Raw genomic sequence first — 23608 nt, 5'->3', positions numbered from 1 at the left:
GAAATCACACAACCCGCGAATGGGCCGGCACAGGCAACGAGATTACAACCTGAAATGCCCCACCATGCCCTTCAAATCGGTGCCCAGCTGCGCCAGCTCGACACTGGACCGGGCATTGTCCTGCATCGCCAACGCCGCCTGGTCCGCACTGCCACGAATCTGCGTGACACTGCGGCTGATCTCTTCCGCCACCGAACTCTGCTGCTCGGCGGCTGCGGCAATTTGCTGGTTCATCTGCTGAATCAATGACACCGCTGCGGCAATGCTGCCCAGTGCACTTTCGGTTTGCAGTGCATCGGCCACGGCCAGCCGCACCAGCTCGGTACTGCCGCGGATTTGCGTCACTGACTGTTGGGCATTGCCGCGCAGGCTGGCCACCAAGGTCTCGATCTGCTCGGTGGATTGCCGGGTACGCCGCGCCAGGGCGCGCACTTCATCGGCCACCACGGCAAAGCCGCGCCCCTGCTCGCCGGCGCGGGCAGCCTCGATGGCGGCATTCAACGCCAGCAGGTTGGTTTGCTCGGCCACGCTCTTGATCACTTCCAGCACGTCACCAATGGTGTGGATTTCGGCACTGAGGCTGTCGATGCCGGCACTGGCAGCTTCTGCCGCCGACGCCAGCTGCTCGATGCGCTGCATGCTCTGGCGCACCACCTGCTGGCCAGTGTCGACCTTCTCGTCCGCCGCCTGGGCCGCCTGCGCCGCCTCCTCGGCATTGCGCGCCACATCGTGCACGGTGGCAGTCATCTGCTGCATGGCGGTCGCCACCTGTTCGGTTTCTTCCTTCTGGCTGCCCACCTCGCGGTTGGTCTGCTCAGTCACCGTCGACAACGCCTGGGCACTGCCGGCCAATTGTTCGATGCCCTGCTGCAAGCCGCTGACAATGCCCGAGAGCCCCGCCGCCATCTGCTGCATGGCCTGCATCAGTTGCCCCACCTCATCCCGGCGCGGCGCCTGGGCGTCGAAGCCCAGCTCACCCGCCGCAATGCGCTGGGCACGGGAAATCACATGCTTCAACGGGCCGACCACAGCCCGGGTAATCAGCCAGGCCGCCAACACGCCTACAAGCAGCGCCAGCGCCGTGGCCAGGCCGATGGCCAAGGCATTACGCTGCAGCTCGCCTTGCAGGGCCTGCTCCTGCCCAAGATAGGCCTGGTCGACACGCCCGGTAACCCGCTCGGCGCTGGCTTGCAACTGCGCCTTTAGCTCCTGCTCGCGGGCCAGCTGGTCGGTGTATTCGTTGAGTTTTTCCGAGAAACTGCCAATGTGCCCCGCCACTTCGCCCAACACACTCTGGTAACCGGCATCGCCAACCGCGCCTTGCAACTGGCTGACCAGGCCAGCGGCCTCCACCGTCTGGGCAATACGCTCCTGGCTCACACCCTCCTCGCCCTTGCGGCTTTTTTCCAGGCGTACCCGTGCTTCGTCCATGGCCTGCAGCATCAGCCGCGACACCTGGGCCACCTGCGCGGCTTGCTCAAGAAACTCGCCACCCTGCTGGCCCTGGGACTGCTTGAGGGTGTACACGCCGTCATCGGCCAGGCCGGCCTGCAGCACATCAAGGTTGTTGGACACGTTGGACACCGACCAGCTGGCCATGTCCAGCGCCAGCTCCTTGGCTTGCACGGCCTCGACAAAGGCTTCGAAGGCCTGGCCATAGGCCGCAAGATCGGTTTGCGCCGCCGCCAGCGCCGGCAGGCCGCGGGCGCGCTCCACCAAGCCCTGCAGGCCGCCACGCAAGGCGTCGGCCTGCTGCATGTCGGAGCGCAGGGCAAACGCCTGCTCATGCTCGCGCAAACGCAGCAAGTCGGTATTGAACTGGGCCAGCTGACGCAAGCTGTCGAAGCGCTGGCCAACGCTGTGCAACGCCACGACGCCGATAGCCGCCACCGCCAGCGTCAGCAGCAGCACCAAGGCAAAGCCAAGGCCAAGTTTGCGGGCCATGCCCAGGTTGGCCAGCACACCGTGCTTGCTCGTGCCCATCGCCGATCCCCTTTCAGCCAGTGAGGTTATCCCGAAGGCTAAGGGTGGCAACGTTATCTGCCAATGAACAAGGGGCTGGCGTCAGAATAGTGTCAAATAGCTATGTCTTGTCGTTTTTGGCTGCAAAAGGGTCGCTTTCAGTGCCAGCTGTAAAAGATATCACTAGGCCATCAATGATAGCCCGTCCCTCAACCTGCGACGGCACCTGCCCATATTAAATCGACGCAAGTAAAACATTCATTTATTCCAATCCACACTTTATCGAACACTATTGACGCCATTAAATTTGCGCCAAAAGTGGGGTATTGAAATTTTTTTAAACACCCCTGCACACAATAAAAACGTCGCTATCGTGATCGGTAACTGGCCCGTTCTCCGGACCTGCAGTGCACCCTGGAGTTTGCAATGAAAACAGCCATGTTTACTGCTGTGGTCACCCCGTTGCTGCTGTTTACTGTGCCAACCGTTGGCTATGCCGAAACTTCCACCGCCCCGTTGTTCACCCTTGGCTTACAAGGGAGCTACACCCAACTGGAACTCAACGGCCGTAATAATGAAACCGAAGATATGCCCGAAGGTGGCTTATTCATCAACTTCGGCAACAAGATGACGGCCACGCAAGGCCTTGTCTACCAGGCCGAGGCCAGTGGCATGTACTCGAAACAGCATGACCAGAAGCTCAAGGACGGCCAGGCCGACCTGGACCTGGGCTGGCGCTTGGCACTGGCCGAACGGCATTCAGTCGACCTGCTGCTGGGCGCCGGCTACAAGTGGAACCGGTTGGAACCCAATACCAGTCGCCATGATGTCGACCTTACCAACCGCACGCCGTTCGCCAAACTGGCGGCGGGGTACAATTACCGCTTCAATAATGCCACCTTGCGTTTCGAAGCGGGCATACGCCAGGTTATCAATGGCGATTCGCAATTGAAAATACATGGCATCAGCAACGAAGAGCTTGATTTGAAAGATACCACCAACCCCTTTGCCGAACTTAGTGTGCTGTTCAACCAACACGGTACTGTGCCGGTATATGCTTCGCTTTACTTCAGCCGCTACAACTATGAACTGGATGGGCAGTTCCGGATGACTGACTCGGACGAACAAACCCGTGACGAGTACGGCCTGAAAATAGGCGTCAGCTTTTAGCCGGGTGGCCGGCTGGCTGCCCGGCTTGCTCAGAACGGTCTGGGCACGCCCATCCTGTCCATGCGCGACATAGTAGGCTTGGGCCTGGTGATCGCATTTGCCAGGGGCGGGCTTGCCCACGCAGCAGCCCGCACGGTATCCACTCAGATCGCCGTAGCCCCACCATCCACCGTCAGGCAATGCCCGGTGGTAAACGCCGCGCCGTCACTGCACAGATACAGCACAGCGCTGGCGATTTCCTCGACCTTGCCAATGCGCCCTACCGGGTGCATGGCTGCGGCGAACTCGGCCTTGCGCGGGTCGGCCTGGTAGGCGCGGCGGAACATGTCGGTGTCGATCACAGCCGGGCACACGGCGTTCACGCGGATGCCCTTCTTGGCGTACTCGATGGCCGCCGACTTGGTCAGGCCGATGACCGCATGCTTGCTGGCACTGTAGATGCTCATCTTTGGCGCCGCCCCAAGCCCCGCCACCGACGCGGTATTGACGATGGCCCCACCGCCTTGGGCCAGCAACAAGGGCAACTGATACTTCATGCACAACCACACGCCCTTCACGTTCACGCCCATGATGGCATCGAACTCCGCTTCGCTGCCTTCGGCCAGGCGGTGTTGCTCGATCTCGATCCCGGCGTTGTTGAAGGCGTAGTCCAGCCGGCCGTAGGCGGCCATCAGGCGCTCATGCAACTGGCGCACCTCGGTGTCGCGGGTTACGTCGCAGGCAATGAACAGCGCTTCGCCGCCTGCCGCGTGGATCTGCGCCACGGTGGCCTCGCCGCCGACCGGGTCGAGGTCGGCCACCACCACTTTCATGCCCTCGTGGGCGAACGCCAGGGCGGTTGCCCGGCCGATGCCGGCACCCGCGCCGGTCACCAGGGCTACCTGGCCAGAAAAGGTCATGCTCATCGCGTGCTCCTGTGAGGGGTTGGGTGGGGTTCAGAGCATAGTCAGCCACCGCTCGGCCGGGCAGCATCATCACAGCAACGGTTGGGCTACCATGCTTGTCAGTGATTTTAAGGAACCGCCTTCATCAACAAGGTAGATTGAACGCCTTACGCCCTCCACTGCCCACAAGGACCCGCCATGACCCAGACCAACCGCCGCTTCCTGCTTGCCAAACGCCCGGTCGGCGCCGTGCGCCGTGACGACTTCAGCTTCGAGACCGTACCCGCCGAGCAACCCGGCGAAGGCCAGGTACTGGTGCGTAACCTGTACCTGTCGCTGGACCCGGCCATGCGCGGCTGGATGAACGAAGGCAAGTCCTACATCCCGCCCGTGGCCCTGGGCCAGGTAATGCGTGCGCTGGGCGTCGGTGAAGTGGTTGCCTCCAATCACCCCGGCTACCAGCCCGGCGACCACGTGAGCGGCGCCCTCGGCGTGCAGGACTACTTCACCGGCGAGCCCCAGGGCCTGCACAAGATCGACCCCAAACTGGCCCCCCTGCCCCGTTACCTGTCAGCCTTGGGCATGACCGGCATGACCGCCTACTTTGCCCTGCTGGAGGTTGGCCAACCCAAAGCTGGCGACACCGTGGTCATTTCCGGCGCGGCCGGTGCGGTGGGCAGCATTGTCGGGCAGATTGCCAAGATCAAAGGCTGCCGCGTGGTCGGCATTGCCGGCGGTGCCGAGAAGTGCCAGTACTTGAAGGACGAACTGGGCTTTGACGGCGTGATCGACTACAAGGCCGAAGACGTGCTGGCCGGCCTGAAGCGCGAATGCCCCAAAGGCGTGGACGTGTACTTCGACAACGTGGGCGGCGACATCCTCGATGCCGTGCTGACGCGCATCAACTTCAAGGCACGCATCGTGATTTGCGGCGCGATCAGCCAGTACAACAACAAAGAAGCGGTAAAAGGCCCGGCCAACTACCTGTCGCTGCTGGTGAACCGCGCGCGCATGGAAGGTTTTGTGGTGATGGATTACAGCAAAGACTACGGCAAAGCCGCGCTGGAGATTGCCGGCTGGCTGGCCAGCGGGCAGGTGAAGAGCAAAGAGGACGTGGTGGAAGGGCTGGAAACCTTCCCGGAGACCTTGTTGAAGCTGTTCAGCGGGGAGAATTTTGGCAAGTTGGTGTTGAAGGTTTAAACGCCACCGATGGCCCGACATAGCCCGCCGTAGGAGCGGGTTCACCCGCGAAAGGGCCGGGCCTGCGGGCCAATTTCCACCGGCCGTTCACCGTTGCCGCCGCCACCGTATTCGCGGGTAAACCCGCTCCTACACAGATCGGGGGTGCAGCCACATAATGGTTCGACAAAGGCATCGGTGGCCCGAAAGGGCCAGGCCTGCCGGCCAATTTCCACCCGCCGTCCACCGTTGCCGCCGCCAACGTATTCGCGGGTAAACCCGCTCCTACACGGATCGGGGGCGCAGCCACATCAATGGTTCGACACAGGCATCGGTGGCCCGAAAGGGCCAGGCCTGCCGGCCAATTTCCACCCGCCGTCCACCGTTGCCGCCACCCCCGTATTCGCGGGGGACACACATCGGTGGCTCGGCACAGGCCCTTGTCGGACAGCCGCAGGTTAATTACCCACGAATCTCCGCCACCACCGCTGCCAACGCTTGCGCAGGGTCTGCAGCCTGGCTGATCGGCCGGCCAATCACCAGGTAGTCCGAACCGGCATCCAGTGCCTGACGCGGGGTGAGGATGCGGCGCTGGTCATCCTGCGCGCTGCCCGCCGGGCGAATGCCCGGGGTCACCAATTGCAACGATGGGTGCGCCGCCTTCAGTGCCGGGGCCTCAAGGGCCGAGCACACCAAACCGTCCATACCCGCTTTTTCCGCCAGCGCCGCCAAACGCAGCACTTGCTCTTGGGGGGCGATATCCAGGCCAATGCCGGCCAGGTCTTCACGCTCCATGCTGGTCAGCACGGTCACGCCAATCAGCAACGGCTGCGGGCCGCTGCGCTTGGCCAGCTCTTCACGGCAGGCCACCATCATGCGCAGGCCACCGGAGCAATGCACGTTGACCATCCACACGCCCATCTCGGCGGCGGCCTTTACCGCCATGGCGGTGGTGTTGGGAATGTCGTGGAACTTGAGGTCCAGGAACACTTCGAAGCCCTTGTCACACAGGGTTTCGACAATGCCCGAAGCGCTGCTGGTGAACAGCTCCTTGCCAACCTTCACCCGGCACAGCGCAGGGTCAAGCTGGTCAGCCAGCTTCAGGGCGGCCTCACGGGTAGGGAAATCCAGGGCGACGATCAGGGGCGTCTGGCAGGCGGACATGGGCAGGGTCTCTTGGCAAGTCGAAAACGGCGCGCATTGTAAACGAAGTGACGCAGGCTTTGGGGCCCGCAGGTCACGGAATTGGCCCTGCACGGCCTGGCACCTATAATTGAACCAACGGAACGGGCAATTGCTCAAAACTTATGTAACCGTTGCCCATGGCCCGATCTAAGGAGAACGACAATGCCCTGGTATGCCTGGCTGATACTCATCATAGCCCTCGGCTCGATTGTCGGCGGGTTGATGATGCTACGCGACACGGCCAAAAAACTGCCGCTGACCGAAGAGCAATTGCGCAAGGTACATGAGCGCAATGCCGAGGCGGATGCCAAGGACGCACAAGACCGCTAAAACGCCCAGCCCTTCAGTCGCTGCGCCTGCGGGAGCGCGCCATCCCCGGCACGTAAAGGCCGGGCCAGGGCATCACCCCGGCCCCTGCCCGCTTACTCCACCATCACCTTGTCCCGGTTGCGCTCCAGCAACGCATTGCCTATGCCCTTTATTTCCAGCAACTCATCCACTGAAGCAAACGGCCCATTGGCCTCGCGGTAGGCCACGATAGCCTCCGCCTTGGCCTTGCCAATGCCGTTCAGCTCCTTTTGCAGGGTGAGTGCATCTGCCGTGTTCAAGTCCAGCCTCGGCGCCTGCTGTGCCTGGGCCTGGGCTACCACCGGCACCGGTTCGGCCACTGCCATGGTGCTGGCCGGGGCGGCGCTAAGGGAGAACGACAAACTGGCGAACAGCGGCAGCAGCAGGTACGACAGAACGTTATTGCGCATGGTCAACACTCCTTGGGTTGGTCATTTTCCAGCAACCGTTTTCCTTCGGCTGCGCAACCAACCCTAGCGGGTAACCCAGCCGCAAAATACCCAACCACCCCGGCGAATGGTTACCGAATCGGTCAGCAAAACGCTCAACTTCGCCCACCCACCAACAGTGGCCGTTTCCTCCTCGCTCGGCCCCGGCCCTTGATGCACAAGACTCCGGCCCTGTGCCTGTAGCCAAATCCCGGTTGGTTCGACACCCACTGCCCACCAATGCCCGGCCATTCTCCTACAATGCCCGCCGAACAAGGCTCACCCCGTAAAGCAGCCGGCCGTGGCGGCTTCAAGCGCATCTGGAACATGGCGATACCAACGCCCCGCTCAACACCCCCGATCGATGTACAGGGCTTCCCCCGCGAATGCGGTGGCGGTTCGCGGGTAAACCCCCGCCGACAACGGTCGGCAATAACGGCGAAGCTACTTGCCTTGGGGTGCACACCCAGCACATCAGACTTTCCTGAAACCCTGCCCCACCTCTTCAGCTCGACAACCAAGCGAACTATCCTACGCGCCAGTCAGAAGCAGCTGAATTGTCGGGGAAATGCCCCAGGGATAACTTCACCGGGTCGCCCTGTTGGTGACCGGGTGTGAGAACTCGTTGTGCACTGCTGCTCTACTGTTCAATGGCAGCCATTCGCGGGCAGGCTTCGGCTTGGCCGGTTTCAGTGCATCGGTTTCTCACCCCGCGCAATGGCTGCCACCTTTGTCCGTGAGAAAGATCGAGGTGGTGAGTTCTAACAACGCACTGGAATCTCACCATGAAAAACAACAACCCATCCCCCCTCCTCACCGCAGGCATCGAAACCTTCCTCGAAGCCGGCAACCCCACCCTGGACCTGCTCCGCGTCCAACCCGGCATCCCCGTCGATGACGCCTATGAACACGTCTCCGTCTTGCTGGGCTACTGCAAGCACCTGGTACGCGAAGGTGACATGGAAGACGACCACAAGATGCTGGGCGCAGCGGACTACCTGCTGGCCACCGCAAAAGCCCTGATGAACGACATCGAGATTGCGAAAAACAGGCAGCACTGAAGGGAATGACGCGAGACCAGGCGAGGTTATGCCTCGCTTGCAGTCAGAAGAAATGGGCTTCATCAGCCCAGACATGGCGAGGGCAAACCACTGCAGTGGCCAAGCCCCCGCCCTGTGGGAGCGGGCGCGCCCGCGAACACCGGCACCGCCGGTGCCATCCCCCCCAATGCCTACAAGATCACAGCCCCCACCCGCCGCTCAAATCTCACTGCGCGGATAAACACTGATAAACGCCGAAATGGCAATCGCGTCCCCATCATCCACCTTCACCCGCGGGCTCTGCCCCGAGCGCTTGATGTCAGACGCAAACTCAGCGGTCTTGAATGCCTGCTCAAGCTCGTCACCGCCCACCCCGGCATAAACGACCACCTGGGTACCGGTATTGTGCTTCTGCAGGGGCAACTGCTTGATCTGAACCTGCACACCCGCCTTGGTCAGCGCAACGGCAATTTCCTTGGCAAAGCGCACAGCTTCCTTGTCATCTTTGTGGATATTCAGCAACACCACCGGCGCCAGCGTCTTAGCCTTCAGCTCGCCCGCCAATGCCTTGAACGCATCATGCGCCTGCGGCGTCAACGCTCGGGGCTTCAGGCTGGCTTCCAGCTTCAACCGCTCGGCCCTCTCGCGCTCAAGTTCGGCCCTGAGCGCATCGTTCTGCTCCATGAGCTGCTCGATCTCCAGCCTGGCCTGCACGTCCGACTCCTGGACCACAGTAACCACCTGCGCCCCCCGGGAAACGGGCACTTCGGCTTGCTGGTTTTTTACATCCGAGGTCATATGGGCAATGATCATCGCACTGGCGGCGATCAGCGCAGCGATTACCGCAGTGGCAGAGGCTATGGCATGGATAAGGCTGGCTGCGTCTGCTGAAATATCAGGCATAAACAACTTCTTGAAGTTAGGGATGTTCATCGTTTCACGGTCAGGCAGGCGTGCCGGGCAGATGCCACGGTACGGGTACAAGTCGAGCCAGAAGGCTAGCGAGGTCTGGCAGATTGCCATAATTTTGCGGATTTTGCTGGAAAACACATAGGTTTCGCGGCCAATGTCGCAGGTCTGTTTGCGGTTGGCATTACGCTTCCTGAAGCTACCTCCGACTCCCGAAGGCGCCGCTCCCCCTCAAGCATTGCTGCAAAAATCTGCGGGTCTGATGCCCTTTTTGGTCGCAAACCTTGCAGTCAGCGGCTGACCATCGAAACCGCATGCCTTGACTGCATAGTGTGAACCCATTCACTTCCAAAAAAATCCGTCCAGCGTAGGCTGTGAAGCAACATCAGTAACAAAAATCTGTCGGCACAAGTCTTCACAAAAAAATAGCAATGTGCCACTATCGCTCTACTGCCATTCGTCTCGAATGTGGCTTAAGGATTAGAACTTTCGGTAGCATTTGCGGCGCCTCGCTTGACGCTTACGCCCTCCCGCGCTTACCCTTCCGCCCCTTAGAACAGGGAAGTGTCCGGAAGATCCGTCTGAAATCGCCTCAGGGCGAGCCTTTCCTGAAGATGAATTCCGGCGTGCCTAGGCGCGCTGCATTGCTTTGCGGTCGCCATCTTGAAAGCTCGTTCCTCTCTCCAGATCCAAAAATCTGTCATCTTCGCGCTGGTTTTGCGCGAAGCCAGAGCGCGCGTCGGCGCTAGCCGCTTTGGAGCTGTTTGGGTGCTACTCGAGCCTATCGCTCACTTGCTAGTGTTCTCATTGCTCTTCGCGATGTTACGTGGCCGCACTCTCTCCGGCGTTGAGTATCCGGTTTTCGTGCTTGTCGGTATGGCGCCATTTTTGCTCTATCGCAACACAGCACTGCGCCTCATGGACAGTCTCCGGGAAAACCGCTCACTGTTCGGCTACAAGCAAATCAAGCCTCTAGACACCTACGTGGCCCGCGTCATCGTTGAAACCTGCATAGCAGCCACGGTCTACGCCATTTTGGTATTCGGTTTCGCATGGTTCGGCTTTGATATGTCAATCCACAGTCCGCTGCAGTGGGTTACCACCCTCTTCTTGGGTCTGCTGTTCGCCTTTGGCTTGGGAATGCTCCTAGCTCTGATCACACACGCACTACCCAGCCTTAAGATTGTCGTGCGAATGGCATTCTTCCCGCTCTACTTCATCTCTGGTGTGCTGATACCTGCCTACTACTTGCCGCAAGCCATGATGCCGGTTCTATTGTTGAACCCATTCCTGCACATTCTTGAGCTGATTCGCGCTGAGGTACTGCCTCATTACGTACCAGTAGATGGTGTATCAGAGACGTATGTCATCACTTTCACCGTGGTATTGCTCTTCCTATCCTTGGGCACCTATCGCGCTCGCAGGATGCACCTGATTTCCACCAAGAACGGTTAAGTACAGGCCAAACGTGTTCGAGCTCAGAAACGTAACCAAGTCTTACCTTACGCCCAATGGTCGACGGTATGTATTCCGCAACCTCTCATTAGCCATCCCACCAGGTAAAAACATAGGGCTAATTGGCCGGAACGGCGCGGGCAAGTCCACTCTGATGCGCCTGCTCGGAGGAGCGGATGTACCCGACTCTGGAACCATCGCTACCGACCGAAGTATCTCTTGGCCAGTGGGCTTGACCGGAGGCTTCCAAGGAAGCATGACCGGCCGCGACAACATCAAATTTGTCTGCCGCGTCTATGGCGCTACTGGGGACTCCATGCGCCAGAAGATACGCTACGTCCAAGAGTTCGCCGAAATCGGGGATTGGATTGACGAGCCAATCAAAACTTACTCCTCTGGCATGCGCTCGCGCGTAGCTTTCGGATTGAGCATGGCTTTTGATTTCGATTACTACCTGATTGACGAAGTCATGTCGGTGGGTGACGCCCAGTTCAAACGAAAATGCGCCGACGTTTTCCAAGAAAAGCTGAAAACATCCAACATCGTACTGGTTTCACATTCCATGCCCGAAATCGAAAAGCTGTGCGATGTGGTCCTTTTGGTGAGGAATGGCGGTATTCAGGTTTTTGACGACGTATCTGAAGGCATCAAGGCCTACAACAGCTGAACAACCACATCCCACATTAGGCAACACCGTTCGACTTCAAGGATGCATCCAACTATGAGCAGTACGGGTAATAAAAAGGGCTGGCGCCTGGCGATCGCCATGGTGGTTTTACCAATGATCTTGGCAGGGGTTTACTACGGCTTTTTTGCCGTTGATCGTTTTGTCAGTTCCGCCCAAGTCGTCGTCCGCCAAGACGGTGGCAACCAAGGTGCCCAGATGCCGGGCCTTGCCACGTTGCTAACCGGTACCAACCCGGCTTCTCGGGAAGAAACCCTTTACTTGCGCGAATACATCACATCGATGGACATGATGCTGCTGCTTGAAGACAAGGTGCAGTGGATTGAACAATTCGCAGCCCAGCGGAGCGACGCGTTCTTCTGGTTGAACAAGGACGCACCGCGCGAAGACCTGTTGAAGTACTACCAGCGCATGGTTTCGGCCCACTACGACGAAACCACCGGTTTGCTGCGTGTTGAGGTTCAGGCATTCACCCCTGAACTGTCCGAGAAAATGCTGCGTGTCATCCTTCAGGCCAGCGAACACTTCGTCAACGAGGTCAGCCACAACATTGCCCGCGAGCAGATGAAATTTGCTCAAGGCGAGCTGGAGAACGCGCGCGTTAACTACGCCAAGCGCAAGACACAGCTGCTGAACTTCCAGAATGAGAACAAGGTACTGGACGGCGGCAACTCTGCACAAAGCCGCGCCACCATCATTGCCGACCTGGAAGGCCAGTACACCAAGGAACAGGCCGTTCTAACCGAGATGTCGTTCAAGCTGCGCGCTGACGCTCCGCAAGTCCGCCAGCAGAAGCAGAAGGTTGAAGCCATTGTACGTCAATTGGCCAAAGAGAAGCGCTTGCTGGTTTCGTCCCCTCAAGGCTCGCAGCTTAACGTGGTTGCTTCACGCTTCCAGCAACTGACCCTGGACGCCGGCATCGCCGAGGAAACCTACAAGACCGCTGTTGCCGCGCTCGATAATGCCCGCGTGGAAGCAAGCAAGAAGATTCGCACCTTGGTAACCGTAGTCAGCCCTAACACCCCACAGCTCGCACTTTACCCAGAGCGCTGGTACAACTTGGCAACCATTTTGCTTGGCCTACTGATGCTGTACGGCATCACCCGCTTCATTCTGGCTTCGATCGAGGATCATCGTGATTAAATCCCTGGCTGTCACCAAGACATTCAATTTGAAACTGGCAGCTTTGGCGCTGGCTACGTTGGGGCTGGCTGGCTGCGGTGGCACCATGTCTGGTGCCGGGCCATACAAGGGCACGATTGAGAGCAAGAACGAGACTTACAACCTCGTGGATATTAATGCCAGTACGATCGGTCCTTATCTGGCGGATGCACCGCGCGCCTCCCTCGCGACTGTGACAAAGCCACAGTCACCAGAGGTACGCCTCGCGCCTGGCGATACCTTGAATGTGCTGATTGCAGATACCGCTCCAGCAGAGTCTGCACTGTTTGCTCCCTTGGCAAGCGGCGGCACCCAACTGAAATCGCGTATTGACGCCCAAGGCATGCTGTCCTTGCCATATGTAGGTCGCCAATTTGTGGCAGGCATGACCCTTAACCAGGTCGAAACAATGATTCGCCGTCAATTGAAAGGCATTACAACTGACGTTCAAACCCATGTTGAACTGGTTGGCGACTTGTCGGGCTCGGTTTTGGTTGCAGGCGCAGTGAAAACTCCAGGACGCTTCAGCACCCTGCAAGGTCCCCTGACACTACTGGATGCGGTTAACCAGGCCGGCGGCCCAGTGCTCGAGCCACACTTAGTTAATGTGACCGTACGCACTGGCACGCAGGTGCAGCAGTTCAACTATGAAGATGTCCTTGCCGGCAACAATATGGTGCTGAGACCTAACTCGGAAGTAGTACTAGATCGTGCACGTCAGCGTTTTGTAGCAATGGGAGCCGTAGGCGAACCCGGCTTGAAGGATCTGCCTAGTCAGAATACAAGTTTGCTTGATGCGCTTGGTAGTGTAGGCGGCTTGCGTGAGTCAAACGCAAACCCAGAGGGTGTTTTCGTTTTCCGCATGGGTGCTGGTAACAGTAAGCCGACCGTGCTTCGTCTGAACATGCGCGATCCTGCAGCCCTTTTCTATGCGCGACAGATCGCGGTAAAACCTGATGATACAATCTATGTAACAAACGCTGCAGTCTATGAATGGCAAAAGGTCATCAGCCCTATTGTCCAAACAATGCTGCTCGGCCGTGCAGTTGGCGCAGCCAATTAACTCCATAACTCAAAATATTTGGGAGCCATTATGCGCATTGCATTCTCAAGAATTTCTGGCACTAGCACGCCGCCCAAGCAGGCGCTGCCATTCCAGACAGGTGTCCCGCTGTCTGCTGGCAACACACTTAGAGAACACTTGAAGTTCTCAGAATTAGTTGGAAACAACGGAAATATGATTCATCGTTCCGCGATGATTCAAATGCTGGACTTTAACCGAAATGAATCGAGCCAAATTGATCTTTTCCGATTCATTAAAGCATACGGCTCTCCAGAACAAGCCGCCAAAGCGTTGAATGAAAGCTTCGACGGCTTGATGTTGACAATGTCCAACATCTTAAGGGATGACGCTACTGAGCCTGGTATCGCACAGCTTATCGACAACTTGACCATCAAGGTATGGTGCGTCGGGATTGGCCTTCAAGATACCCTCCCACTCGGCGATGAATCGTCAGTTGATAGCAGTATCCTAAATCTTCTGAAATCGCTGGACAAGAAAGCAGAGTTGTTTGGCGTGCGCGGCGAGAACAGTCTCGAATGGGTACGTAGTGTTGGCATCAAAAATGCTGCAGCTATCGGCTGCCCAAGCATGTTCGCCTATCCCAAGAATGTGCTCTCGATTAAGCCGCCAAAGGATCTCAAAAAGATTCTTACAGCTGGCCATCTCGCACTCAGCAACTACAAAAAGAGCCGCGGCCATAAGCTTATGCAAGCCTTCGACAAGCATAGCGCTGACTATGTATTCCAAGGCGAGCTAAAGCAATTTGCTGATATCCTTGATACCCCAGATTCATTCAACGAAGCGCTTCAGCAGCCTAACGCTCAAATGTTGAATGATTTAATTGAGCAAAAAACCGGTCGTAAATCTCCATTTGAGAAGTTTTTCTCCTTTGTTGATTGCGGTTCATGGCGCCAAGCTTGCAGCCAATATGACGTGTATGTTGGCGAGCGCATCCACGGCGGTGTTGCAGCAATCCAAGCAGGTGTTCCAGCTTTGATTTGCTTCGCCGACGCACGAATTGAAGAGCTTACAGGGTTCCACGGCATTACCTCCTGCTCTTTGGACTATCTGGCAAGTGTAGGTGTTGAAGCCGCCGTTGAAGAAAAGCTGACGGAGCATTCCATCAGCGTCTTCCACGAAATCTACCAGCACCGCCTTAAGAACTTTGAGAAAGCCATCAAAGATAGCGATCTCAAACTCACTAATCGAATCTCCCAAAGCGTATAAACTGTCTAAATGAATATCGCAGCTGAGCAAAACAGTCCAACTCTGACAGTGATAATCCCGCTACGTCTGACTGAACAGCGCATGGATTTGCTGGACCGGATCAACTACTACAAACTCGACACCGAGCTACCTGCTGGCGTTGACTTTATAGTCATCGACGACGGATCTCCTGACAAGCTCTACCAGGAGATAGAAAAGCGGGCGAGTGAAATCACTACTGTCTACCGGACTGGTGCGAAGCCTTTCCAAGACTTTAGCCTAGCTAGAGCTCGGAACTACGCAGCTCAGCGAGCGAAAGGACAGTTCCTGATGTTCTTGGATGCCGACCTGATTCCGTATCCAGGCTTCTTTAAGGACATCCTGCGCGAGATTCAAGTTACTGACCTTCAAAGCCAAGTTGATCAATTCCTCATGCTCCCAGTCATTTACTTGACGGAGCTTGGATTTGACAAAATGCAAAATATGCATCCTGAACTTTGGCGTCCATATTTCATCAACTCTATGCTGAAAGACAACAGCAGCGAGATAGAGAAGTTCTCTTCAGGCACATCTGTAGTTGTACTCGACAGACACTACTATCTGTCGCGCGGCGGCCAAGATGAGCAATTCGAAGGCTGGGGCTTTGAAGACTACGAATTTGCAACACGACTAATCCGAAAAGTTCGTAAATTCCCACTTCCAAGTAACTGGCTTTCGATGGCCGGTAACTTCATGAAGATCTGTAAGTACGACGGATGGAAAGCCACCTATCGTCTTTACGGGGACTGGATGGCCTCCAAAGGCATCTATATGTTCCATTCGCCCCATCCGATTGAGGCGAAATACCATCGCCGCAAAGATATCAATCTGCGCTACCTGCAGCACCGCATGGCAGAATTCGTTAAAACCGGATTGGAGCATGATCCGCTGCCTGGTTTCGAACACGGGAAAACTCTGTTACTGCAAAAAAACCCCTTCACTTGCCAACGTGAGTTTGCACCCTACCTAGGCAAAATCGTCCAAGTTTCGAAAGACGACTTCGAAACTGCCGACGACTTTGGCGACTACGTTCTAGAAAACGATATTGACCGTATTGTATTCGGTAATCCTTATGGTCATGAGAAACTCACCTCATTCTACAACTGGTGCCGAGAAAACGATTTCCCGATCATTGTTGCTGAGCGTGGCGCTTTGCCAGGAGCCGTATACCATGACCGCAATGGCTTCCTTAATGACAGTTGCAGCTATGACGAGGTGCTCTGGAACGTACCTCTGAGCCAAGCTGACCACGAAAAGACTATCGCGTATATCGAAGAAGTCAAAGAAGGCAAAGACAATCTCGAGAAACAGTCTGACCGGATTGATACATTCGTTCTACGCCAGAAACTTGGCATCACCGCAAAAACCAAAGTTCTTTTCGTACCGTTCCAGCAACCCAACGACACGGTAATACGTAACTTCTCGGGCCCAATCGAAAGTTATGAAAACTTCCATGCGAAAATCTGCTCGCTTGTTGAAGAACTTGGGCCAGAGTGGAAAATCCTTTACAAGAAACACCCTGTAGAAGATGCCCTACCTGAGATCCCTGGCGCAATTGCCGTGCATGACATAAACATGCATGACCTTATGGATATTTGCCACGCAGTCGCGCTAATCAACTCGGGCACCGGCATATATGCCATGATGTATGGTAAGCCACTGTATGTATTCGGGGACTCTTGGTATGCTAACGAAGGTCTTTGCGTAGCCGTTAAAGATCCTGAGCAAGCGGCAACACTGATAAAAAGCGGCTTTGAGATTGATTACGAAAAGGTATTGCGTTTCATCAAGTACCTACGCTTCGACTTCTACTCATTTGGCCAAATGGTAACGCGTCGCGTGCGCTACGAGGACGGAACTCCAATCACCGCGACAACCGAGATCAATTACTATGAACTCCGCGGCTTCGGTGATAATACCCGCAAGCTGCAGAAAACTTTCTCGGTTATACCTACCACCAGCCCAATATTTGATAGATATAAGGGCGGATCAGGACAAGTTATTCACGGAACTGCAGCGCCGGCAGCGATTAAGTCAACACCAGCGGCCATCAGCAAACCTGAACAACCTAAACCTGCTGTGGCGGCGGTGCAGGCTTCGGGAGCTAAACCAGCTCCAGCTCCAGTGGCAGCTCCAGTGGCAGCTCCAGTGGCAGCGCCTGTTAATATGCCAGCCGCTGCAAATGGAGATAACGGCCTGGACAATGACAGTGACTCACTTGGCTACAACGATCACGTTCGACTTGGTGTAGAGCATTATCTACGTGGCGATTTTGTTGAAGCAGCAGTGCAGTTCGATAGAGCAGTTGAACTAAACCCTGCTCATATCAAAACGCTGCGGACTGCGGCTGAAGCTCACATCTCTGCTGGCTCGAAAGACTCTGCGATAATTTACCTGACTGCTGCATGTAAATTAGCACCGGACAACAAAAATCTGGCTAAACGCCTTCGCTCGCTGACCGCTCCGGCTTGGCGGAGAGCGCTGACCTCCAGTGCACCATTCCCTGTAACCATGTAAGTCCTACCAGGCCCCCTCTGATAAAGAGGGGGCCTGGTGTCACATCACGCTCTTTAAAATTTCAGCCCAGATGTTCCCTATCCCAGGTCACACCTGAACGAACAATTCTGGCTGGATTTCCAGCAACTTCCTCATTGCCCTGCTGGAAGTTACTCGAAACTACTGATCGCGCCCCTACGATTGAGTTGGGCCCTATTCAAGCACCTTTCAATATCGAAACATGCGCCGCGAACCAGATATTATCACCAATCACCACATTGGCAGGTGGGTTAATCCCCTCCCTTTAAGTCAAATATAGAGTGACTAACGACACTTCTAATTTTAATACCATATCCACCCCGCAAGTTTGCCCCCCCCCTTAGCACACTCAATCAGATATAACCATATCGAGCAAGCCACTCTAAGGCCACTCCAAAGCACGAAAAACCATATTAAAGGTGTTTAAATGAGAAAAATCTTAGTCACCGGCGGCGCTGGCTACATTGGCTCCCACACGTGTGTAGAACTCTTGAACTCCGGCCATGAAGTCGTAATTTTTGACAACTTCTGCAACAGCTCCCCCGTCGCAATTGAACGAATCACTGAAATAACGAAAAAACCAGTGACACATGTATATGGCAATATCCTTGACCAACAAGCAATCGAGGAGACCTTAACTAAATATCAGTGCGATACTGTCATACATTTTGCTGGTTTGAAGTCTGTTGGTGAATCGACTCAAAACCCACTCTCCTACTACGAGAACAACGTCGCCGGCACTGTAAAACTACTTCAAGCAATGGCCAAATGCAATGTAAAAAATCTTGTATTTAGCTCTTCAGCCACCGTATACGGGGAACCTCAATTCCTACCACTCACAGAGGACCACCCTCTTTCTACTACAAACCCGTATGGCAGCTCCAAGCTCATTATTGAAAACATCTTAAGAGATTTGTATGCTTCCGATGAAAGCTGGAGCATAACGATACTTCGATACTTCAATCCGGTTGGCGCACATTCTAGCGGCCGTATTGGTGAAGACCCAAGGGGCACGCCGAACAACCTGATGCCTTATGTCGCTCAAGTTGCCGTAGGAAAACTTGAAAAGCTTACGGTTTTCGGCAACGACTATGAAACCAAAGACGGCACAGGCGTAAGGGATTACATTCATGTAACCGATCTGGCGCTTGGACACCTGAAGTCCATAGAACAAATTGGTGCCTCCCAGTGCCTGGAAATTAATCTCGGAACGGGCGTGGGCTATAGCGTTCTAGAAATTGTGGAGGCCTTCAAAACTGCGTCTAACAAAGACATTCCTTATCAGTTTGCCTCTCGGCGAGCAGGCGATGTAGCAAGCTGCTTTGCGGACCCTAAGCTAGCGAAAGATATCCTCGGCTGGGAAGCCAAATTAGGAATAGAGCAGATGTGTCAAGACCACTGGAATTGGCAGTATAGCAATCCGAAGGGCTACAGCTTAAACTAGCGGTACAGCACACGTTCTACTCTCACACTATTAGGGAAGGAAATTTTAAATGATCAAAATCAGCGATAAAATCAGCTGCTCTAACGATGCACCTTTTGTATTGTTTGGAGGCATAAACGTTCTCGAGTCCGAGGACTTGGCCTTGACCGCTTGCGCGGAGTACGTAAGAGTCACTGAAAAACTTGGCATTCCATATGTTTTCAAGGCCAGCTTTGATAAAGCAAATCGCTCGTCTATCCACTCTTATCGCGGTCCAGGCATGGATGAAGGTCTCCGAATTTTTGAGAAAGTGAAGGCTGAGTTCGGTGTACCGATCATTACCGACATTCATGAGATCTACCAAGCGGATCCCGTAGCTGAAGTTGTGGATGTACTTCAGCTGCCTGCTTTCCTTGCCCGCCAAACAGACCTTGTGGTTGCACTGGCAAAAACTGGGAAACCAGTGAATATCAAAAAACCTCAGTTCTTGAGCCCCTCGCAGATGCGCAACATTGTCGAGAAGTTCCAGGAGGCAGGTAACGACCAACTAATCCTGTGTGATCGTGGGAGCTGCATGGGCTATGACAACTTGGTAGTAGATATGCTCGGCTTCGGAGTAATGAAGCGTAGCTGCAACAATCTTCCGATTATTTTTGACGTCACTCACGCTCTGCAAAATCGTGATCCATCCGGTGCCGCCTCCGGCGGTAGACGTGAGCAAGTAGTGGATTTGGCACGCGCAGGGATGGGCGTAGGCTTGGCAGGCCTTTTCCTTGAGGCGCATCCAAATCCTGCCGTAGCTAAATGCGACGGCCCGAGCGCGCTGCCTCTTGATAAATTGGAGCCTTTCTTGGCGCAGATAAAAGCTCTGGATGATTTGGTTAAATCTTTTGAGCCATTGACGATTTCGTAACCAAGCTTTTCGCAACAAGGACGGTAATGATGGCAACTACTGAGCAGCGTGTTGCAATTGTAATTCCAGCTCGCTATGGTTCCACCCGACTGCCAGGTAAACCATTGGCTGATATAGCTGGTAAACCGATGGTGCAACACGTCTACGAGCGTGCCCTGCAGGTTAGAAATGCCCACATTGTTGTCATTGCAACTGACGACGAGCGGGTGGCCAATACCGTTCGGGGTTTTGGCGGAGAGTGCGTGATGACCTCGCAAGATCACCCTTCCGGCACTGACCGCCTAGCAGAAGTAATGTCAAAAATCGATGCCAATATCTATATAAATCTGCAGGGTGATGAACCATTAGTTCGACCAACCGATATTGAACTATTAGTACGCGGAATGCTTGACGATGCCAATGTTAACATTGGCACTCTCTGCCACACCATTGATGCACAAGAAGCAGACAAGCCGAACACAGTCAAAGTCGTGCTGGCCAATAATGGCAACGCACTTTATTTCAGCCGTTCACCTATCCCATACCCTCGCGATAATGTGGCAACGAGCTATCTGAAGCATGTAGGCGTTTATGGGTATCGTCGACAAGTATTAATCGACTACTCTAAACTCCCAACGCCAATGATTGAGGATGCGGAAAAGTTAGAGCAACTTCGCTTACTGGCGGCTGGATACTGTATTCGCGCTTATCTCGTTGAACCCACGGGCCCAGGGGTAGATACACCTGAATGTTTAGAACGGGTACGCGCCCTAATGACCGGCCAATCATTCACGCCGCAGCCAACTCTAGAGCATATTAAGTTAGTAATAACTGATGTTGACGGTGTCCTAACAGATGGTGGAATTTACTACGATTCCACCGGCGAGTGCCTTAAGCGCTTTCATGTACGCGATGGCATGGGCATGCGCTTACTGGAAGAAAATGGTGTTCGTGTCGCCGTATTGTCAGGGCGGGACTCTGCGACATTACGCAAGCGCGTAACTGATTTAGGTATTACTCTTTGTCAGTTTGGTGTTAAGGACAAAGCATCTGCTTGCCTTGAATTGATGAATGAAGCCGGTGCAACAGTCGAGCAGACGGCTTGTATTGGCGATGACTGTATTGATCTACCTGCCTTTTCCGCTTGCGGAATGTCTTTTGCGGTAGCTGACGCCCCTGAGTACGTGAAGGCTTCTGCAACCCGGATACTTTCAGCAACCGGTGGCACTGGTGCTTTCCGCGAGGTCGCGGACGCTATTCTTATGGCACAGGGTAAAGGTGCAGTTCTTGGCAGCGCTGCAGAGTACGCCAAGGTCATGGCAAGAATGGCTCAGTAAAAACTCAAGGGCAATAAGAGTCATCTTATTGCCCTTATGAGTATATAAGCACCCAGTTAACACCACTGGAGCATATGCAGACTTATTCGCCACCACACGCTTCAAAATTGTTATTTGCAATTATGTTCCCTGAAGTTTGAACACCAGTAAGACGCGCCTTCATCGTTTCTGGCTGGGAAACCCACTTTTGCGTTTTAATATCCGAATAATTTCCAGTGACAATATTATTATCCCCCTCTACCTTTATCGGAAGCTTATTGCGACAAAATTCATTACCTTGAATCGTATTATGATTAGCATAATCTGCAAAATATTTACCCTCAGAATCTAGAGGCCTGTCGCCACAATCACTTTTCTTCTGATTTCTACTTTGCCTAGATGCAACCCAGATACCAACCTTCTCATCATAAAACTTATTGTTTTTAATGATATTATCATTGCTAGACTGCCAACGAATAACAGAGCGCCCCTGACTAAACCTTTCACCACAGTTCTTATACAAGAATACTCCACCCGCCGAATTACCAATAAATTTATTTCCCTGAATCAGATTTCGCGCAGAAGAATCTATTGCTAAACCCTCTCTTTGGCCGGTCTTCGGCCCATTCCACGCCCCGTTATTCTTGATAATATTCCCTATTAATTTATTATCCCTTGAACTATGCTCAAGATAAATCCCTACACCTTTCGTGTCTAATATTTTCGAACCCGACAAAGTCACATCCGTTACATAGCTGTGCAGAAAAACGCCGACCCCACCTGATCGCTCAACCACTAGATTTTTCAGTGTTATCCTTGTTGGACTTACCGAGTAATTCAGATCTCTATCACTCGATCTTCTCGCATCTGGCACTCCCGACGTGACCAATACGCCTTGAGCCAAAAAATTCCTGACATTACAATTAGACACAGACACATCACTTAGCGGACGCCCTTTACTATTAATAAGAACGCCATACTTTTGCTTTCCTTGTCCATCTAGGGTAGCCCCATTACAATCAACCTCAACATTTGACTTATTAATAGTGATAGTTTGATTGTAAATACAACTACCGTCTAACCTGACATTTCCGGAAAGCACTCCATTATTGGGTAGCTCGCAAAACTTACTCGGCTCTTCAGCCCAGACAGATTGACATCCTTGTGATAAAGCGGTCACCACCCCCACAAGGAGAAACTTACTTACAATCTTACAACTATTCATTCCAACTCCCTCTCCAATTGCAGTCTAGGCACTTTATTCCAGCGACATGAGTGTAGACCGTAAACCACGCCAAATATTCAGATGAATATCTTTTCAGCTAGCCGCTCCGTCAGCACGCGCTGCAGCTCCACGCTCAACCAGATCACACCGCCAGGAGTGGGTTGATCATGAATCAAGCGCCAGCGGTTCGGGGACGGTGGTACAGGACTGACGACAGCCGCTAAAGTTAGAAATAGGATGATCAGATCGATCAGAAGGTCGTCGCCATCAGGACTGATCGCTATGACAGAAAAACCCTCCAAAGGGGTTGAAATCTATTAATGTCGTGCACCAACATGCCGGTTTGTAGATGTGTTCAATCGCACGAAATTTAACTATCAAACTGACGTTATTGTTTCTGTCTATCCCGTAACTTCCTGAATAACAAAAAAGCCGGTATGCGCTGCATACCGGCTTTTCTAAAAGGAACGAGGGAAACCTTAGTCAAAAATCTCCACAACACCCACAACAGCGCCTTCAGCGTCAGTTACAGCCAACGCCCGAATCTTATTGTCCAGCATGTAGGCCTCAGCCTCGGAAAGCTGAGAATCCTCGCGAATAGTATGTGGGCTGGCGGTCATGAACTGCTCAACCGAGGCTTGAGTAACGCTCTCGTCTTCCAACAGCGCCCGACGCAGGTCGCCGTCCGTAACGATACCGACCAGCTTGTCGTTATCCATCACCACCGTCATGCCCAAGCGGCTACGAGTCATGACCAGCAAGCAATCATGGAAGCTGGTAGATGGAGCAACAACAGGTGCCGGCGAGTGCATGACGTCACAAACACGGGTCAGCAGCTTGCGACCCAGGCTGCCACCGGGGTGGTAGCGAGCGAAGTCCATTGGCTTGAACTGGATAGCCTCAATCAGCGCCACTGCCAAGGCATCACCCATGGCCATAGTCGCCAGCGTCGAAGTGGTAGGAGCCAGATTGTTTGGGCAGACTTCACGCTCGACCGAAATGTCGAGCCAGATGTCTGCATGCTTGGCCAGCGTAGATTTGCCGTTCCCAGTCATGGCGATGATCTTGTTACCGAAAGACTTCAGGCTAGGAATCAGCTTGATCAGCTCTTCGGTTTCGCCGCTATAGCTGATCAGGATCAGCACATCGATCGGCTTGAGCATGCCCAGGTCGCCGTGGAAGGCTTCGGCCGGGTGCAGGAAAAAGCTGGGGGTGCCAGTGGATGCGAAGGTGGCGACCATCTTCTGGCCGATCAGGCCAGATTTACCCATGCCGCACACCACGGTACGCCCCTGGCAACCAAGGATCAGTTCAACGGCGCTCTGGAACTCGCCATCCAGGCGGTCGGCCAACTGAGTCACGGCTTGAGCTTGAGCGATAAGGGCTTCTTTGGCGATGCTGAGGTGATTCATTTTCGTCCCTGACGACAGCTGAATGTATACGAAGGCGCGAATGTTAAGGTTTTTACAGCTGGAAGCATAGTGCGGAAGCCCCAGTCTCAGA

The 23608-nt window shown here is 54.5% G+C and carries 20 protein-coding genes and 1 pseudogene; 13 read left to right on the top strand and 8 right to left on the bottom strand.

The features are described from left to right. Nucleotides 1-42 precede the first annotated feature (42 nt). Both V6093_RS24655 and V6093_RS24650 read right to left on the bottom strand, forming a co-directional pair. Nucleotides 43-747, bottom strand: coding sequence for a methyl-accepting chemotaxis protein (locus V6093_RS24655; protein WP_370588378.1), 705 nt, complete (start codon nucleotides 745-747; stop codon nucleotides 43-45). A gap of 204 nt (nucleotides 748-951) precedes the next feature. Continuing rightward, nucleotides 952-1431, bottom strand: a pseudogene (locus V6093_RS24650) (methyl-accepting chemotaxis protein); the annotation flags it as partial. Nucleotides 1432-2388: 957 nt separating this feature from the next. Between V6093_RS24650 and V6093_RS24645 the strand changes: the two are divergent. Beyond that, nucleotides 2389-3132: a hypothetical protein gene (locus V6093_RS24645; protein WP_143999766.1), complete on the top strand. Its 744-nt coding sequence runs from the start codon at nucleotides 2389-2391 to the stop codon at nucleotides 3130-3132. A gap of 143 nt (nucleotides 3133-3275) precedes the next feature. On the opposite strand, the gene V6093_RS24640 is transcribed toward V6093_RS24645, so the two are convergent. After that, complete coding sequence (locus tag V6093_RS24640) at nucleotides 3276-4037, bottom strand: SDR family oxidoreductase (RefSeq protein ID WP_274094658.1); 762 nt, start codon at nucleotides 4035-4037, stop codon at nucleotides 3276-3278. Between the two features lie 177 nt (nucleotides 4038-4214). Here V6093_RS24640 and V6093_RS24635 point away from each other — a divergent pair, with 177 nt between their 5' ends. Continuing rightward, entirely contained in the window at nucleotides 4215-5216 is a 1002-nt protein-coding gene (locus V6093_RS24635) for an NADP-dependent oxidoreductase (RefSeq protein WP_003252767.1), read from the top strand. A gap of 441 nt (nucleotides 5217-5657) precedes the next feature. On the opposite strand, the gene pyrF is transcribed toward V6093_RS24635, so the two are convergent. Next, on the bottom strand, nucleotides 5658-6359 hold the full coding sequence (gene pyrF, locus V6093_RS24630) for an orotidine-5'-phosphate decarboxylase (RefSeq protein WP_406669653.1): 702 nt from the start codon (nucleotides 6357-6359) through the stop codon (nucleotides 5658-5660). 183 nt (nucleotides 6360-6542) lie between these two features. Here pyrF and V6093_RS24625 point away from each other — a divergent pair, with 183 nt between their 5' ends. Next, entirely contained in the window at nucleotides 6543-6710 is a 168-nt protein-coding gene (locus tag V6093_RS24625) for a DUF2897 family protein (protein WP_003252762.1), read from the top strand. A 92-nt stretch (nucleotides 6711-6802) separates the two neighbouring features. Here V6093_RS24625 and V6093_RS24620 read toward each other — a convergent pair whose 3' ends face one another. Then, nucleotides 6803-7138: a helix-hairpin-helix domain-containing protein gene (locus tag V6093_RS24620; protein ID WP_019752969.1), complete on the bottom strand. Its 336-nt coding sequence runs from the start codon at nucleotides 7136-7138 to the stop codon at nucleotides 6803-6805. An 803-nt stretch (nucleotides 7139-7941) separates the two neighbouring features. On the opposite strand from V6093_RS24620, the gene V6093_RS24615 reads away from it, so the two are divergent. Beyond that, nucleotides 7942-8217 carry a DUF3077 domain-containing protein gene (locus V6093_RS24615; protein WP_012053349.1) on the top strand — a complete coding sequence of 92 codons (276 nt, stop codon included), beginning with the start codon at nucleotides 7942-7944 and terminating at the stop codon, nucleotides 8215-8217. A 198-nt stretch (nucleotides 8218-8415) separates the two neighbouring features. Here V6093_RS24615 and V6093_RS24610 read toward each other — a convergent pair whose 3' ends face one another. Beyond that, nucleotides 8416-9246 carry a hypothetical protein gene (locus V6093_RS24610; protein WP_406669652.1) on the bottom strand — a complete coding sequence of 277 codons (831 nt, stop codon included), beginning with the start codon at nucleotides 9244-9246 and terminating at the stop codon, nucleotides 8416-8418. A 522-nt stretch (nucleotides 9247-9768) separates the two neighbouring features. On the opposite strand from V6093_RS24610, the gene V6093_RS24605 reads away from it, so the two are divergent. The 9 genes from V6093_RS24605 (at nucleotide 9769) to kdsB (ending at nucleotide 20901) form a co-directional block, all read left to right on the top strand. Beyond that, nucleotides 9769-10560, top strand: a complete 792-nt coding sequence (locus V6093_RS24605) for an ABC transporter permease (RefSeq protein WP_190870079.1) — start codon at nucleotides 9769-9771, stop codon at nucleotides 10558-10560. 13 nt (nucleotides 10561-10573) lie between these two features. Further along, nucleotides 10574-11227, top strand: coding sequence for an ABC transporter ATP-binding protein (locus tag V6093_RS24600; RefSeq protein ID WP_190870078.1), 654 nt, complete (start codon nucleotides 10574-10576; stop codon nucleotides 11225-11227). Between the two features lie 54 nt (nucleotides 11228-11281). Next, nucleotides 11282-12388: an ABC transporter permease gene (locus tag V6093_RS24595; RefSeq protein WP_190870077.1), complete on the top strand. Its 1107-nt coding sequence runs from the start codon at nucleotides 11282-11284 to the stop codon at nucleotides 12386-12388. After that, nucleotides 12381-13469 carry a polysaccharide biosynthesis/export family protein gene (locus V6093_RS24590; protein ID WP_190870076.1) on the top strand — a complete coding sequence of 363 codons (1089 nt, stop codon included), beginning with the start codon at nucleotides 12381-12383 and terminating at the stop codon, nucleotides 13467-13469. The genes V6093_RS24595 and V6093_RS24590 overlap by 8 nt, the downstream gene beginning before the upstream one ends. Before the next feature lie 30 nt (nucleotides 13470-13499). Next, the gene (locus V6093_RS24585; RefSeq protein ID WP_190870075.1) at nucleotides 13500-14696 is read left to right on the top strand and encodes a polysaccharide pyruvyl transferase family protein; all 1197 of its coding nucleotides are present in this window, start codon (nucleotides 13500-13502) and stop codon (nucleotides 14694-14696) included. 9 nt (nucleotides 14697-14705) lie between these two features. Next, nucleotides 14706-17231 carry a glycosyltransferase gene (locus V6093_RS24580; protein ID WP_341783253.1) on the top strand — a complete coding sequence of 842 codons (2526 nt, stop codon included), beginning with the start codon at nucleotides 14706-14708 and terminating at the stop codon, nucleotides 17229-17231. Between the two features lie 445 nt (nucleotides 17232-17676). Further along, nucleotides 17677-18693: a UDP-glucose 4-epimerase GalE gene (gene galE / locus V6093_RS24575; protein ID WP_341783254.1), complete on the top strand. Its 1017-nt coding sequence runs from the start codon at nucleotides 17677-17679 to the stop codon at nucleotides 18691-18693. Between the two features lie 49 nt (nucleotides 18694-18742). Beyond that, nucleotides 18743-19585, top strand: a complete 843-nt coding sequence (kdsA, locus tag V6093_RS24570; RefSeq protein ID WP_190870073.1) for a 3-deoxy-8-phosphooctulonate synthase — start codon at nucleotides 18743-18745, stop codon at nucleotides 19583-19585. A 29-nt stretch (nucleotides 19586-19614) separates the two neighbouring features. After that, the gene (gene kdsB, locus V6093_RS24565) at nucleotides 19615-20901 is read left to right on the top strand and encodes a 3-deoxy-manno-octulosonate cytidylyltransferase (protein ID WP_341783255.1); all 1287 of its coding nucleotides are present in this window, start codon (nucleotides 19615-19617) and stop codon (nucleotides 20899-20901) included. A gap of 82 nt (nucleotides 20902-20983) precedes the next feature. Here kdsB and V6093_RS24560 read toward each other — a convergent pair whose 3' ends face one another. Continuing rightward, nucleotides 20984-22105 (bottom strand): right-handed parallel beta-helix repeat-containing protein, encoded by a 1122-nt coding sequence (locus V6093_RS24560; RefSeq protein ID WP_341783256.1) that lies wholly within the window; start codon nucleotides 22103-22105, stop codon nucleotides 20984-20986. Nucleotides 22106-22584: 479 nt separating this feature from the next. Then, nucleotides 22585-23517, bottom strand: coding sequence for an SIS domain-containing protein (locus V6093_RS24555; protein ID WP_190870071.1), 933 nt, complete (start codon nucleotides 23515-23517; stop codon nucleotides 22585-22587). Between the last annotated feature and the right edge of the window lie 91 nt (nucleotides 23518-23608).

The organism is Pseudomonas putida group bacterium ESBL64 (assembly GCF_045277175.1).
GTDB lineage: Bacteria > Pseudomonadota > Gammaproteobacteria > Pseudomonadales > Pseudomonadaceae > Aquipseudomonas > Aquipseudomonas alloputida.
The sequence above is the reverse complement of the archived record's forward strand: the minus strand, read 5'-3'. Positions and strand labels throughout refer to the sequence as shown.

Excerpts from the sequence above, each read along its gene's own strand:
- V6093_RS24655 (WP_370588378.1), bottom strand. The coding sequence starts at position 747 with ATGACTGCCACCGTGCACGATGTGGCGCGCAATGCCGAGGAGGCGGCG.
- V6093_RS24645 (WP_143999766.1), top strand. The coding sequence starts at position 2,389 with ATGAAAACAGCCATGTTTACTGCTGTGGTCACCCCGTTGCTGCTGTTT.
- V6093_RS24640 (WP_274094658.1), bottom strand. The coding sequence starts at position 4,037 with ATGAGCATGACCTTTTCTGGCCAGGTAGCCCTGGTGACCGGCGCGGGT.
- V6093_RS24635 (WP_003252767.1), top strand. The coding sequence starts at position 4,215 with ATGACCCAGACCAACCGCCGCTTCCTGCTTGCCAAACGCCCGGTCGGC.
- pyrF (WP_406669653.1), bottom strand. The coding sequence starts at position 6,359 with ATGTCCGCCTGCCAGACGCCCCTGATCGTCGCCCTGGATTTCCCTACC.
- V6093_RS24625 (WP_003252762.1), top strand. The coding sequence starts at position 6,543 with ATGCCCTGGTATGCCTGGCTGATACTCATCATAGCCCTCGGCTCGATT.
- V6093_RS24620 (WP_019752969.1), bottom strand. The coding sequence starts at position 7,138 with ATGCGCAATAACGTTCTGTCGTACCTGCTGCTGCCGCTGTTCGCCAGT.
- V6093_RS24615 (WP_012053349.1), top strand. The coding sequence starts at position 7,942 with ATGAAAAACAACAACCCATCCCCCCTCCTCACCGCAGGCATCGAAACC.
- V6093_RS24595 (WP_190870077.1), top strand. The coding sequence starts at position 11,282 with ATGAGCAGTACGGGTAATAAAAAGGGCTGGCGCCTGGCGATCGCCATG.
- V6093_RS24585 (WP_190870075.1), top strand. The coding sequence starts at position 13,500 with ATGCGCATTGCATTCTCAAGAATTTCTGGCACTAGCACGCCGCCCAAG.
- V6093_RS24580 (WP_341783253.1), top strand. The coding sequence starts at position 14,706 with ATGAATATCGCAGCTGAGCAAAACAGTCCAACTCTGACAGTGATAATC.
- galE (WP_341783254.1), top strand. The coding sequence starts at position 17,677 with ATGAGAAAAATCTTAGTCACCGGCGGCGCTGGCTACATTGGCTCCCAC.
- kdsA (WP_190870073.1), top strand. The coding sequence starts at position 18,743 with ATGATCAAAATCAGCGATAAAATCAGCTGCTCTAACGATGCACCTTTT.
- kdsB (WP_341783255.1), top strand. The coding sequence starts at position 19,615 with ATGGCAACTACTGAGCAGCGTGTTGCAATTGTAATTCCAGCTCGCTAT.
- V6093_RS24560 (WP_341783256.1), bottom strand. The coding sequence starts at position 22,105 with ATGAATAGTTGTAAGATTGTAAGTAAGTTTCTCCTTGTGGGGGTGGTG.
- V6093_RS24555 (WP_190870071.1), bottom strand. The coding sequence starts at position 23,517 with ATGAATCACCTCAGCATCGCCAAAGAAGCCCTTATCGCTCAAGCTCAA.